The organism is Paenibacillus sp. EB106-05-06-XG162 (assembly GCF_058791655.1).
Map to the genome: position 1 here is coordinate 67755 of NZ_JBYTDT010000018.1, position 13765 is coordinate 81519.

At 50.8% G+C, this 13765-nt stretch carries 11 protein-coding genes and 2 riboswitches; of the genes, 1 reads left to right on the plus strand and 10 read right to left on the minus strand.

The window, feature by feature from the left end:
• Position 1: 1 nt before the first annotated feature.
• From AC3WU2_RS26305 to AC3WU2_RS26330, 6 genes are all read right to left on the minus strand, one after another.
• Positions 2 to 613 (minus strand): deaminase domain-containing protein, encoded by a 612-nt coding sequence (locus tag AC3WU2_RS26305; protein WP_492457920.1) that lies wholly within the window; start codon positions 611 to 613, stop codon positions 2 to 4.
• 593 nt (positions 614 to 1206) lie between these two features.
• A complete protein-coding gene (locus tag AC3WU2_RS26310; protein WP_492457921.1) occupies positions 1207 to 1440 on the minus strand; it encodes a hypothetical protein in 234 nt (77 codons plus the stop codon).
• Positions 1441 to 1680: 240 nt separating this feature from the next.
• Positions 1681 to 3177, minus strand: a complete 1497-nt coding sequence (gene rlmD / locus AC3WU2_RS26315) for a 23S rRNA (uracil(1939)-C(5))-methyltransferase RlmD (RefSeq protein ID WP_492457923.1) — start codon at positions 3175 to 3177, stop codon at positions 1681 to 1683.
• A gap of 195 nt (positions 3178 to 3372) precedes the next feature.
• Positions 3373 to 4278 carry a diacylglycerol kinase gene (locus AC3WU2_RS26320; protein WP_492457924.1) on the minus strand — a complete coding sequence of 302 codons (906 nt, stop codon included), beginning with the start codon at positions 4276 to 4278 and terminating at the stop codon, positions 3373 to 3375.
• Positions 4279 to 4313: 35 nt separating this feature from the next.
• Positions 4314 to 5084, minus strand: coding sequence for a sirohydrochlorin chelatase (locus AC3WU2_RS26325; protein WP_492457925.1), 771 nt, complete (start codon positions 5082 to 5084; stop codon positions 4314 to 4316).
• 3 nt (positions 5085 to 5087) lie between these two features.
• Positions 5088 to 5378 carry a YerC/YecD family TrpR-related protein gene (locus AC3WU2_RS26330; RefSeq protein ID WP_018758465.1) on the minus strand — a complete coding sequence of 97 codons (291 nt, stop codon included), beginning with the start codon at positions 5376 to 5378 and terminating at the stop codon, positions 5088 to 5090.
• Positions 5379 to 5581: 203 nt separating this feature from the next.
• Here AC3WU2_RS26330 and AC3WU2_RS26335 point away from each other — a divergent pair, with 203 nt between their 5' ends.
• Positions 5582 to 6073 (plus strand): hypothetical protein, encoded by a 492-nt coding sequence (locus tag AC3WU2_RS26335; RefSeq protein ID WP_492457926.1) that lies wholly within the window; start codon positions 5582 to 5584, stop codon positions 6071 to 6073.
• A 157-nt stretch (positions 6074 to 6230) separates the two neighbouring features.
• Here the strand turns inward: AC3WU2_RS26335 and AC3WU2_RS26340 are convergent, their stop codons facing one another.
• The 4 genes from AC3WU2_RS26340 to kdpA form a co-directional block, all read right to left on the minus strand.
• A complete protein-coding gene (locus AC3WU2_RS26340; protein WP_492457927.1) occupies positions 6231 to 8639 on the minus strand; it encodes a histidine kinase in 2409 nt (802 codons plus the stop codon).
• Between the two features lie 75 nt (positions 8640 to 8714).
• On the minus strand, positions 8715 to 9341 hold the full coding sequence (gene kdpC / locus AC3WU2_RS26345) for a potassium-transporting ATPase subunit KdpC (protein ID WP_492457928.1): 627 nt from the start codon (positions 9339 to 9341) through the stop codon (positions 8715 to 8717).
• Positions 9342 to 9374: 33 nt separating this feature from the next.
• The gene (kdpB, locus tag AC3WU2_RS26350) at positions 9375 to 11414 is read right to left on the minus strand and encodes a potassium-transporting ATPase subunit KdpB (protein WP_492457929.1); all 2040 of its coding nucleotides are present in this window, start codon (positions 11412 to 11414) and stop codon (positions 9375 to 9377) included.
• Positions 11415 to 11439: 25 nt separating this feature from the next.
• Positions 11440 to 13119: a potassium-transporting ATPase subunit KdpA gene (kdpA, locus tag AC3WU2_RS26355; protein ID WP_492457954.1), complete on the minus strand. Its 1680-nt coding sequence runs from the start codon at positions 13117 to 13119 to the stop codon at positions 11440 to 11442.
• 182 nt (positions 13120 to 13301) lie between these two features.
• Positions 13302 to 13469, minus strand: a riboswitch (cyclic di-AMP (ydaO/yuaA leader).
• Between the two features lie 92 nt (positions 13470 to 13561).
• Positions 13562 to 13748: riboswitch (cyclic di-AMP (ydaO/yuaA leader) on the minus strand.
• Positions 13749 to 13765 lie beyond the last annotated feature (17 nt).

The following is a 13765-nucleotide window of genomic DNA, read 5'->3' on the forward strand; positions in this document are numbered from 1 at the left end:
ACTATTTATATCTCCAATTATATTTTGAAGGTAATTGATGATAATTAGTTTGATTATAGAATATTGTTAGTCTTAATAATGAATGCCTCTCTAAAAATTGCTGAAACACAGTTTCACAATTTAGGCAAGGTTCTTTTTGTGAGTAAATGAAAACCTCACAATCAAATAATCTATGACTAAACATATACTCGCTTATTTTCTCTAAAATCACACTCTCACTATCGTGTTTCCTGCACCAAGAGGTCGGTGTTCTAATTCCTCTTGATCGGTCTACCTCTAAATAAGAATACAAGAATGAATGAGAATTAAAGTGCAAGTTTCTTACCATTTCATCCCATTTATGGTTTTTGTGTTTATCGACTTTTAATTTGAAAGTAAGATATGCATCCCGATTTTTAATCGCACAAGTAGAATAAAAATATACATCTCCGGCAGTTGATGTAATCATTCCGATAGCATAATTTTTATTTAAATGTTCAAAAAAAGCATTCTTTCCAAGATCCTTTGTTTTCCTTAGATATACTATCATTTTTTTCCAGTCTAAAAACCTTCTCTTTAGTACTTGCCCAACTTTGCTGCTTGAGTAATGCATAACATGTAAAGATGCTCTCAATTTATACTCCCCTAAATACTAAATGGTTTTATCATGATTATAATATAGACATACCAAAAAACGACAGTTAATTCTTACAAATATTATTTGGTTTTATAAGAATACGTAACTATTCTTGCTAAGTTTGAGATTGTAATAACAACCTCCGACAGCTTAATGTCCCTATTGCATCTAAACCTGAAAACTTGCCCTTATTTATGGTAAGGCTCACCGTAATTTAGCCTACAACCTTACTGAGTTGTTGGCTAATTTTATATTTCAAAATACGTTGATCTAAATTTGACAGCAAATCTAATCGAAATCTCTTCAATTTGTTCTGAAAACTCCCCACAGTTAATTTCAATGATGCTATTACCATCATTTAGAGAGTAGTGCATTGAAGCAAACAATATCCAACAAATTTTCACCATATTCATCTGGTGTTATCATTGCCTTATTACCTTTAGCAAATAGCAAAAAATTATAAGATTCCCATCCCATGAATTTCACCCTGCTTTTAAATTCCTCGTTTTAATCGTATACTAAATATCGATTCGAAAACACTCTGTTTTATTAGATGTTCAATTACTTCTTCAATGCGATTACGAGTACATTCATCCACAAGTAGCATATCGCTCCCCCAAAAATACTTCCCATATAAACACTCGCCAGTTAGTTGATTTTTTTTCTGCAAGTCTTAGTATGTTTTTATATGTGTAAAATGAGGCAACCCATTTTGATCCATCTTTAAACTTGACAATTACATCAGTATTATCATCATGTATGTTCCATTCTCCATCTGCCCATTGTTCTGCCTCAATCCAGATGGAATATTGAATACCTCTCAAATGATTCCTTCCAGTTTTTTTTATGTAGTTTTATTGTACCATATGTTGGAATCTCCTCTCGTATCGTTCAACTTTTTCCATCTAGTTGCTGATTAGATGTGTACTACCCTATATTGCTAACAGAACCATTCATTTGGCTTTAAGCCACCCCCTAGTGTCTTATGGCACCCTACTCCCGCTCCTTTATGAAGACAAAAAAATACCCTCTCATTCAAGAGAGGGCAATCCCACATTAACTTCTCACTCATTCTTTCCGTGACAAACTAATAGTGCACAGCTCTCCACATGAACCGTATGCGGGAACATATCCACCGGCTGCACTTCCTTCACACGGTACCCTCCATCCTCGAGCACCCGTAAATCCCTTGCCAAGGTCGCGGGGTTGCACGACACATACACGATGCGCTCCGGCTGCATCGTCAAGAGCGTCTCAAGCAACCGCTCATCACACCCCTTGCGCGGCGGATCAACGACCACAACGTCCGGAGTCACGCCTTGCTCCAGCCATCGCGGCATGACACCTTCCGCAGCCCCTACCTCAAACTCGGCATTACTAATCCCGTTCAATGCCGCATTTGCGCGCGCATCCTCGATCGCCTCGGGGACGATCTCGACGCCGTAGACGCGCTTGGCGTGCTGCGCCAAGAACAGCGAGATCGTACCGATCCCGCAATAGGCATCGATGACCGTCTCGGAGCCGGTCAGGCCGGCATACTCTAGCGTCTTCCCGTACAGAACCTCTGTCTGTACCGGGTTGACTTGGTAGAACGACCGCGCCGAGATGGCAAACTTCACATCACCGATGTAGTCATAAATAACATCGCGGCCCCAGAGGGTCTTCGTCTCATCGCCGAAGATGACGTTCGTGCGCTTCGTGTTAATGTTCTGACAGATGCTCTCTACGCCCGGCACTTGCGCACGAATGGCTTCAATCCATGCCTCAACACGTGGTAGCTTGGCCCCATTCGTCACTAGCACGACCATCAGCTCACCCGTACGGAAGCCGACGCGAACTACAACGTGACGCAACAAACCTTCACCAGTCTCTTCATTGTAAGCCGTCACACCGAGTTCACGACCAATCGCTTTCACACGACGCACGATATCATCGTTCTGATCATGCTGAATCAGACAAGCATCCATATCGATGATGCGGTGGGAATTACGCGCGTAGAAGCCACCGATCAAGCCGCCCTCTTCCGCCATGCCCATCGGGACCTGCGCCTTGTTCCGATACCGCCACGGATCGTTCATCCCAAGCGTCGGATGAACCACAATCCCTGCCTCTTCGCTCAATCCCTCACTGGTCTCACCCTCAGCATCGCCACCAACCTTCAACTTCCCAATCCGCTCCAGGTTGTCCACCACATGCTGACGCTTCCAATCGAGCTGCGCTTCATACGACCAATGCTGCAGTTGGCAGCCGCCGCACTGCTTGTAAATCTCGCAAGGCGGCGCAATCCGATCCGGACTTGCCACCAAGACATCTAGCAATTTCGCATACCCATACTGCTTCTTTACTTTCAGCACTTTCGCACGCACACGCTCACCCGGCAATGCGCCGCCAATGAACAACGTGTAGCCTTCTACGCGGCCCACGCCTTCGCCTTCATGCGTTAAGCCGATGATCTCGACTTCCACGTCTTCGTTCTTCGCCACGGGCAAATCGAGTATCGCCTGCGATGGTGCCTTGCTGCTATTGCGCGAATTTCCTCCGCGATTTCTACCTCTTGTCATCTACCTAACCCCGCCCAACTCATAATATATGTTAAAGGGAACCTCATTCGCACTCCCCATCATTTCCACTTTCATTACATCAAAAAGAGGACCGCCCTGCCCTTTCCAGAGCCAAACGCAATCCCCCCAATGTTTACGCTCACTACTTCTTTCATACGCCTGTGATCTACGGAAATCGCTAACGCTCCCGCTTCCCTACTCCGCCGCAAAAATCTCAATATGTGCCGGCAGCACCGAGAAGTTGCATGGCAGCGTTCCGCCGAGCTCGCCGTCCAGGTTCAACTGCACGTATTCCGGCGATGTTACTTCCAGCTGCGAGGTACGGAAATGTACCACGTGCGGATCCGTCATATGCTCGCCGCGTATCGCGAGACTCGCGATACGAATGAATTCTGCGAGATTGCATCTCTTCACGAGCAAGACGTCGAATAATCCATCATCGATCCGCGCATTCGGCGCAAGCTTATCCATACCGCCGATCGAGTTGCTGTTCGCGATCAGGAAGAGCATGAATTCCTCATGGAATTCGCCGATACCATCTGCGCGAATATACAGCTGAGACGGGCGAAGCCGCGTCATTTTCTCAAGACCTTTTACGTAATAGGCCAATTGCCCGATCATGGTCTTCAGCTTGCTCGGCACTTCATAGGTCAGCTCCGTCAATGAGCCGCCGCCTGCAATATTAATGAAATAACGATCTCCTGCAAGCCCAAGGTCAATCGGCCGCGTGTGCTGTCCCAGAATGAGATCGCAAGCGTCACTCCAATTCCGCGGAATGTTCATCGCACGTGCGAAATCGTTCGTCGTTCCGACGGGCAAGATGCCGAGTGGTGGACGCTTCTCAAGCGGCGCCAAGCCGTTAATCACCTCATAGAGGGTCCCATCCCCGCCCGCTGCAATGATCATATCATAGCCGCGTTCCACTGCATCGATCGCACATGCGGTTGCATCGCCTTCGCCGATCGTCGCGTGCGCAGTCGTCTCAATGCCGGCAAGATCCAGCCGTTGCAGAATATCAGGGAGCCGTCGCCGCATCTCTTCCCTGCCGGATGTCGGATTGTATATGAGCCTCGCTCTTTTCGTGATTCGATCCATACCCATTTTTACCTGCCACCTGTTTATTCATTTCGTACGGGTCACCGTCGCTGCATAACCTGATGCACTTGCCTCGATAGCCAGCGCGATACGAGCGGATGCGGCAAGAGTGCCTGACCGTCATATACACATACAGCCTGCCCAATACGATTCGGTATTACACGATTAATAAAATAGCCCGAACTCAAAAATAACGGCACCACCATCACGGTGTAGTCCGTCTCTGTCTGCCATTTTATTATCTTATCATATAATTGCTCCGGAAGCAGTAGGCTCGTATCTACCGCAGCGTAATTCATCTCGCGCTGAATCCTGACGGCCACCCGCTGCACCCCGCCTACCCAGCGCTCATAGAATAGAGGGTGATCACTGCCATGGGCTACGAGCATGAGTACCGTCTCCTCCGGCTGGCGACCACCCAGCAATCCGCGGCTGCGTTCCATCACAATCTGCGCCATCTCCACCGGATCGACATCCATCGGCTCCCCGAACCAGACGCGTGCTTGAACGCGGAACGGCTGCAGATCTGTATCAAAGGACGCGGCTTTCTTCGCCCCGAGCGCATACGCAATTTCATCGACATGCGTACTTCCGCCCGACACAAAGAAAGGAATCACGAACAGGTCCGTAACTCCCTTTGCTTCGAGACGGTCGATGCCATCTTGTATAAGTCGACCTTCGACGATTTCCAGGAACACAACCTCAGCAGGTATCCCCTCAGGCAGCTTCGCATGCTCCACGGCCTCATCCACGAGTGAGACCCAAGCAGCGTCCCGTGACCCGTGACTAATGATCAGTATACCCGGACGCATGTGTTATCGTTCCAATCGTTCGAGAGCCATCGTGTAACCGTCATTGCCATAGTTGAGGCAACGCTTCACACGCGAAATCGTAGCCGTGCTCGCGCCCGTCTCCGCTTCGATCTGATTATACGTGCTGCCTTTGCCGAGCATTCTTGCCACTTCCAGACGCTGCGACAGCGATTGGATTTCATTCACCGTGCACAGATCATCGAAGAAAACATAGCATTCTTCTACGGACTTCAACGTTAATACTGCTTCGAATAATTGATCGATTGTTTTATCATTAAGTTTCTTGAGTTGCACTTATTCTCATCCCCCAGCTACTGGTACTTACCCCCATTGTAACGTAGAGTGCAAATCTATTTCAAGCATTACCGTTTTCCTGCACTACAGAGCGAAAATCTGCCCACACTTTTTTGTCAAAAACCGGGCATTCGTCCAGTCATGTTGTTCGCCTATCACATACAGTATTCTATACATCCACCCATAAAGGAAGTGAAATCTCCATGCCTCAGCACCCTCACGTGCGCTCACATCACGTCTCTCCGTACCCCGGCGTGCGCAATCCATATAATCGGCCTCCCCTGCAAGAATCGCTGATTCCCGAGACGACACCCGCAGCCATTGACTTGGCCGAATCTACTTCCATGATCCCCTTTGTTGATCCATCCGTAACCCCCGTCACACCCGTCGCCACCAAGAGTAAGTTTCCCTTCAATATTGGTGATATCAAAGGGTTCATCGACCGCATGGGCGGCATTGACGGGATTGTGAGCACGGTGACCAAGGTTCGGGAGGTGATGCAGAGCGTCTCCCAGTTGGCGCCTGTCATGAAATTGATGGCCGACGTCCTGCTCCCTAGCAAAAAAAAGAAAAAAGATGATGACGATTGGTCCAAACGCAGACGGCGCCGCAAACGCAAACGCCAATCGACCAACAAATCGAAACAACACCGCCGTCCTACCAGCTCTAAAGGCAACAAAAGCTACAAAAGATAGATTCCCCTTCCTCCCCCTCCCCTCATCATACAAAAATAGGCCGAAGCCCCCTCGCCTCAGCCTATTTATCATTTTCACCGCTCTCTTCGCTGGTGTTATCCAGCGGCTTCAACCGCCCGATCACACCAGCTCTATGAACATGTCCCTATTGCCCCACTTAGCCCTTAGGCTTCGCGACGATCAACACATCCATATGCCGGGCCATCCGCAGCAGCTTGTTAATCACCGACCCACGCAGCAGACGCACATGCCATGGACGCGCCGATTGCCCAAGAATCAACTGGGTACTCTTCACTTGATTCGCTTCCTGCATGAATATGCCCGCCATCTTCCTCGCATGCGGCGCGTGGCTAACCTTGAATGTCCCGCCAAAACGTTCCGTGAGCGCTCCAATCGCATCCGCCCGCTCCTGCTGCTCCGCCGTCAGCGGTCCCCCTGTGTGAATGTAGGTCACATAGAGCGCCGCCTTCAAGCGGTATGCGATGCGGAATCCGCGTCGGATTAACCGTTCCGCATTCGAGCTTAATGTCACCCCGACGAAGATCACTTCCTTCCGACGCCAGGGGCCGCGAAGCGATGGTTTCCGCTCCCACGATTCCAGACGTTCATCCACGTCATCCGCCAGTTCCCGCAACGCTAATTCCCGCAGAGCAATCAGATTCCCGGTCTTGAAAAAATGATTCAGCGACTGCTCCACCTGTTCCTTGCGATAAATATGTCCGTCCCGCAGCCGCTGCTGCAGCGTCTTCGGCGCCACATCGATCAATTCCACTTCATCGGCTAACCGCAAAATATGATCTGGCACCGTCTCTCGCACGCGGACCCCTGTAATCTGTTCCACCGCATCATTCAAGCTCTCCAAATGCTGCACATTCATCGTCGAGATGACCGAGATCCCAGCGGCCAACAGCCGCTCAACATCCTCGTAACGCTTCTTCAGCTCACTCCCCGGTACATTCGTATGGGCCAGCTCATCGACCAAGACAACTTCCGGATTGCGACGCAGGATCTCATCCGTATCCATCTCTTCCATCTGTACGCCGCGATAATCGACCTTACGCCTTGGCACGAGCGGCAGTGCGCCCACTTGCCCCGCCGTCTCGCGGCGACCATGCGTCTCCAAATACCCGATACATAGGTCCACCCCCTTGCGGAGCAGTTCATTGCCTTCCCGCAGCATGGTATACGTCTTGCCTACGCCCGGCGCCGCACCAATATAGACCTTGAAATGCCCGCGCTGCATCGATTCTACTTCGCGATCAATCTCTTCCTGTGTCAATCGGCGGTATCGGTTTTTCTCCAAATCCCCCAGCTGACCTCGGACACGCACCTTGCCGTGCAACATTTTCTCTTCTCCGCTAGGTACACCCGCTGTGTCCACGTCTCCACGTAACGCTAACCGTTTGGTCGGCAGAATCCGTTCCCCATCCGACTCCGCCCGATCCGCCACGATGAACATATCCACCTGGTTCATTCGCGCGATTAATCCATTCAAGACGGAGCCTTTGAGAAGCTCCTGCCACCTCGTCATCTTCGAATGCCCGATCACAATACGCGTCACTTGATGCTCTAACGCATAATCCATGAGTATGCGCGGAAGAAGACGTTGCGAGGACAAGGGCAGTTCTTCGAATGGCGCATCAATCTTCTCCGTCAGCTTCACGATCGACCGCTTGAACGTCGCCATCTCCTTCGTCAGCTCCATCCCTGGCTTCACGAACGTGACGACGCGCAGATCCCCATTCAACCGCTTCGCAATCTGCTGACCGCGCCGAATATAGATCGAGCCATTCCAATGGTATTGGGCAGCGACAAGAATCCGTTCCGCAGCCCAAGACGGTCCGATGAGCCCCATTCGCTCCCGGTGCCGCTCCAGCGAGTCATTGACGCCCTCCGCAACCAGCCGCAGCGCGAGCTCCCGCAGAACAGCCAGATTGCCATGCCGGAACACGGAGACATCTGCTGGAAGCTGCAGTCCATCCAGATGCCCTTCCGCCATTCGTTTCAATAATGTCTCTGGCGTGACGTCGATTAACCGGACTTCGTCCGCCATTTCGAGTGTATCCGTAGGCACCGTAATCTCAGGCTTAAAGCCGATATACGGCTCGGCAAGCTCCGCGACCTCCTGCAGTTCGTAGACATTGACCGTCGTCGTCACGCTAATGCCTTGCTTCAATAGATATTGAATATCCTCTAGCCGTGTGGCATGGAGCGCGCCAGGTCGATTGCGATGCGCGAGTCCATCGATGAGCACCGCTTCTGGATCCCGCTGTATGAGCGCCTCCAGATCGATATCCTTCTGTTCGACGCCACCCTTCATCCAATGGATGCTCGGTATCCGCTCCAGATCGCCGATCTGTTCCATCGTCTCGGGCCGCTGCCGCGTGGAAATCGCCGTGAAGACAACATCCACCCCTTGCTTAGCCAGCTGGTGCCCTTCACGGAGCAGATGGTACGTCTTCCCCGAACCGCTGACCGCTCCGATCAGAATTTTCAGATAACCTCGCGACAACCGCGTAATCGACTCCAGAATTTCCTCCGGTGTTTTCCTTCGAAACTGCTCCATGCCCCTACCCCTTTGGCTTATATGTTGACATGAATATGTCCACCCGATCCAAGCGACCGAGTGGACACATCCGCATTATTTCATTAATTTCTGCAAATCAATATTCAGCATCAATACATTCACACGCGGTTCCCCGAACACACCCAGGTCACGGCCATCGGTATGGCTTTCAACAAGCTTCTCCAGCTCTCCTGCGCTGATCCCCGTCAATTTACTGATCCGCGGAATTTGTACTTCGGCGCTCTTTGGTGATATGTGCGGATCTAGGCCCGATCCCGAGTTCGTGAGCAGTTGAATTGGCACTTCACTGAGCGGCACATCCGGGTTATTTTTCGTCCATTCCGCCGCCGATTCCTGTGTCCGCTTCAACAAATCGGGGTTCGAAGGCCCATAGTTGTTCGATCCCGAACTCGCTGCGTTATATTCAATGCTGGATACCCGCCCTTGGAAATACTTCTGATCCTTGAACATCTGCCCAATCACCTCGGAACCGATGACGGTACCGTTCGCGTCCTTGATCAGACTGCCGTTCGCCTGCTTCGGCATCAGCACTTGCGCAAGGCCTGTGGATAGGAGCGGATACACCAACCCACAGAGGATAATAAAGACAAGACTTATTCGTATAGCTACCGAGATGATCGAGCCCACCGACGTTCGGGCAGGCACCTCAACATTTGTATTTGTATGCAGATTCATATTCATGATTATTCCATCCTTCCTTCTCTCCATGCCACGCTAAATCCAGATATGAACGAACAAATCTATTATTTTAATCCCGATGAACGGCGCAATCACGCCGCCAAGACCATAGATCAACAGGTTCCGGCTCAGCAGCTTGCTCGCGCTCATTGGCCGATACGCTACACCCTTCATCGCAAGCGGGATTAAGAGCGGAATAATAACCGCATTAAATATTAATGCCGATAAGATCGCGGACATCGGTGACCCGAGCCCCATCACGTTCAACACATGCATTTCCGGAATGGCCAACATGAACATCGCGGGGATAATCGCAAAATATTTCGCCACATCGTTCGCCACACTGAACGTCGTCAGCGCACCGCGCGTCATGAGCAGCTGCTTCCCGATCGATACGACTTCAATGATCTTCGATGGGTCGGAATCCAGATCCACCATGTTCGCTGCTTCCTTCGCCGCAATCGTACCGCTGTTCATTGCGAGCCCTACATCCGCTTGCGCTAACGCTGGCGCATCGTTCGTGCCATCGCCTGTCATCGCGACGAGCTTGCCTTCCGCTTGCTCCTTGCGAATGACAGCGATTTTGTCCTCCGGCTTACTCTCAGCGATGAAGTCATCTACACCTGCTTCACGCGCAATCGTCGCAGCCGTGAGCGGATTATCGCCCGTACACATAATCGTCTTGATGCCCATACGGCGAAGCTGTTCGAACCGCTCGCGCATCCCCGGTTTGACGGTATCCTTCAAATAAATAATGCCTAACAATCGATCATTTACCGCTACTGCAAGCGGCGTTCCGCCTTCCGAGGCGATCTTGTTCCCTTTGTCTGTCAGATCAGCCGGAATCACGCCGCCTTGATCCAGTACCCATCGCTTCACCGCATCGATTGCACCTTTACGAACCTTCCATCCATTGGTTAGGTCCGCGCCGCTCATCCGCGTCTCGGCTTTGAAATCGATAAACTCGGCATTTCTCGCAATTTTATCATCAAAGGCATAACCTTCTTTTCGTACCCACTCCAGCACAGAACGGCCTTCCGGCGTCTCATCCTGCATGGAGCTCACTGCAGCCCATTGGGATACTTCTTCGACCGTGGCTTTCCCCACGGGCACTATGTCACTCGCCATCCGATTCCCGAACGTAATCGTCCCGGTTTTATCCAGAATCATTGTGTTAATGTCCCCTGCCGCTTCAACGGCTTTCCCGGACATCGCGAGTACGTTATATTGCGTCACGCGGTCCATCCCCGCGATCCCAATCGCGGACAATAAGCCCCCGATGGTCGTCGGGATCAAGCAGACTAACAAGGAGATCAGCACCGGAATTTCTAAGTCGACCCCTACATACTTGGCAATTGGCGCTAGCGTCATAACTACAATTAAGAAGATCACGGTCAAAGTAATGAGCAAAATATTAAGCGCAATTTCGTTCGGCGTCTTCTGACGCTCGGCCCCTTCGACGAGGGAGATCATGCGATCGAGGAACGATTCACCCGGATCATTCGTGATCCGTACTTTAATCTGGTCACTGACAACCCGCGTTCCGCCCGTTACCGAGCTGAAGTCGCCGCCCGCTTCCTTCATGACTGGCGCAGATTCACCGGTTATCGCGGATTCGTCTACCGTCGCCAGCCCTGCGATCACTTCACCGTCTCCAGGGATCATCTCGCCCATGGATACGACGACGACATCCCCCTTACGAAGCTCTGTCGCTGGCACTTGCTTCACGCCACCACCTGGCTGCACTTTATTCGCCATCACGTCGCTCTTCGTCTGCTTCAGCGCATTCGCCTGCGCTTTCCCACGTCCTTCTGCGATCGCTTCGGCGAAGTTTGCGAACAAGACGGTGAACAGCAAGACAATGAATACCGTTAAGTTAAAGCCGAAATTCGCTTCCGCGCCAAATACGGATGGAAACAGCGTTAACAGCAGGACGATGAACGTTCCTAGCTCTACCACGAACATGACCGGATTTTTGATCATGATCAGCGGGTTCAATTTGACGAAGCTCTGGCCTAGCGCATATTTCACGATATCTGAAGTTATTAATGATTTACGTTTCATGGTCGAATCCATGTTCTTTCACCTCGTTAATTGATCTCTACCCTAATGTCAGGAACTCTGCAATCGGCCCAAGGACGAGTACAGGCAGGAACGTCAATGCACCAATGAGAATGACCGTTCCGAGCAGCACCCCGGCGAATAGCTTGTTATCGGTGCGGAATGTCCCAATTGTCTCAGGCACCCATTTCTTGCGCACGAGCGAACCTGCTACACCGAGCAGTGCCACGATGGAGACGTATCGACCGAGGAACATCACAATCCCTGTCGTCATATTCCAGAACGGCGTGTTATCCGCCAAGCCCTCGAACCCGGAGCCGTTGTTCGCTGCCGATGAGGTGTATTCATAGAGTACTTGCGAGATGCCGTGGAACCCTGGATTCGTAATGGCACCCGATCCTAGATCGGTTAAGAAAGCAATGGCCGTCGGGCCTAAGATGATCAGCGGATGGACGAGAATCGCAATCGCAATCAGCTTCATCTCGTGCGGTTCAATTTTCCGACCCAAGAACTCCGGCGTACGACCGACCATTAAGCCAGCCAAGAACACCGCGAGGATCGCATACATCAGCATATTGACGAGCCCTACACCATCACCGCCAAACACCACGTTCAGCATCATGAGCGACATCGGGACAAGACCACCGAGCGGCGTTAACGTATCATGCATATTGTTGACCGTACCCGTCGTTGCCGAAGTCGTCACGGTCGTGAATAGAGCGGATTGCGCAATCCCGAATCGTGCTTCTTTCCCCTCCATACTGCCTTGAGATGTGTCTGCACCGATCGTATTCAAGACCGGGTTGCCGTTGCTTTCCGAGATATACACAAGACTTAGGAAAGCTGCGAACAGGATACTCATAACGGCGAACACGATCCAGCCCTGCTTCTGATTCCGAGCGAATCGTCCGTACGTATACGTCAAGGATGCTGGGATACACCACATCATCAACATTTCGAGCACATTCGTAAGCGGGTTCGGATTCTCGAATGGATGCGAGGAGTTCACTCCGAAAAATCCGCCGCCATTCGTCCCCAAATGTTTAATCGACTCGAGCGATGCTACAGGACCAATCGCGATCTGCTGCGTCTCGCCCGTAATCGTGTGCGCTTGAACCGTAGCGTCTAGCGTCTGCGGCACTTGGAGTCCAACGAGCACCAGTGTCATTACGATCGCCATTGGAATCAACAATCTGGTATGGGCCTTCACGAAGTCCGCGAAGAAATTGCCTAGCCCTGTGCCCTTCTTCGTTAATCCGCGGATAAAGGCAATCGCCACCACAATACCCGTAGCCGCTGAGGTGAACATCATCATCATGATGACGATCATTTGCGAGAAATAAGATAAGCCTGACTCCCCGCTGTAATGCTGTAAGTTCGTATTGGTCATAAAGCTGATAATCGTATTAAAAGATAACGTCGGCTCCATATTGTCAATGCCGTTCGGATTGAGCGGCAGCCAGCGCTGTGTCAGCAAGACGCCGAACCCCACCAAGGTTAATACGAGATTCGTCAGGAGCAAGCTAAGCGCATATCTTTTCCAAGACATATCGCCGCGGTTCTTCAGCCCGATCATCCAGAAGATCCCTTTCTCCACCGGACCAAATATCCGATCACTCCGGTTCGGCTCGTTCGAAAATATATGATAGATATACGTACCGAGCGGCTTCACGATCAAGAGCAGCAGCCCGATAACAATCACGATTTGCAATAAATCCATTCCCCAGTTCATAGTCGATCTCCCTTTTCAACAACATTTTAATCAACGTGAAAAAAGTTAATTTTTTTCATTCCCTCTAAAAAAAGGCATAAAAAAAGAAGCCTGCGGGGGAGGTTATCCATCGCGGCTTCAATAATGGGCATGGCGAATCACCATGCTGCGCACTCATTGAATACGTTCAAGTTGCCTCTCTCGAGACGCTTACGAGGTTAGCTGTCGGATTCGGGCCTTGAGAGTCGCCCTACCTTAGCGCCGTACAAGACGGTGCCTCGGATTCACCCCATGGTCAGCTCAGCTGACCGTTGGTTCCCCCGCTCTTTGCCATAGCAAAGACTCAGCGTTAAAGACATGTAAAACATTTTTCATAGCTTCATCAATCTATTTCACATCATAACCACAGATCTGTTTCGCATCTGCAGCCAACATTCGTCTACACTTTCCTTCATCCTCTCTCATTCGCTTACGAGGTTAGCTGTCGGATTCGGATGGTGAGAGTCACCCTACCTCGGTACCGTTGTACCAAGGATTCACCCCACATGTTCCTGCTCTCGCTCTCACACGAGCCACAGGTTCATGACTTATTGGTTCCCCCGCTCCTTGCACGTGCAAGGACTCAGCAATGTTCATGAATCGTATCATACTCCTC

What these genes read in the sequence shown, in the direction of transcription:
- AC3WU2_RS26320 (WP_492457924.1), bottom strand. Translation starts at nt 4,278, where the DNA reads ATGGGTATGGATCGAATCACGAAAAGAGCGAGGCTCATATACAATCCG.
- AC3WU2_RS26335 (WP_492457926.1), top strand. Translation starts at nt 5,582, where the DNA reads ATGCCTCAGCACCCTCACGTGCGCTCACATCACGTCTCTCCGTACCCC.
- rlmD (WP_492457923.1), bottom strand. Translation starts at nt 3,177, where the DNA reads ATGACAAGAGGTAGAAATCGCGGAGGAAATTCGCGCAATAGCAGCAAG.
- kdpC (WP_492457928.1), bottom strand. Translation starts at nt 9,341, where the DNA reads ATGAATATGAATCTGCATACAAATACAAATGTTGAGGTGCCTGCCCGA.
- kdpB (WP_492457929.1), bottom strand. Translation starts at nt 11,414, where the DNA reads ATGGATTCGACCATGAAACGTAAATCATTAATAACTTCAGATATCGTG.
- AC3WU2_RS26340 (WP_492457927.1), bottom strand. Translation starts at nt 8,639, where the DNA reads ATGGAGCAGTTTCGAAGGAAAACACCGGAGGAAATTCTGGAGTCGATT.
- kdpA (WP_492457954.1), bottom strand. Translation starts at nt 13,119, where the DNA reads ATGGATTTATTGCAAATCGTGATTGTTATCGGGCTGCTGCTCTTGATC.
- AC3WU2_RS26325 (WP_492457925.1), bottom strand. Translation starts at nt 5,084, where the DNA reads ATGCGTCCGGGTATACTGATCATTAGTCACGGGTCACGGGACGCTGCT.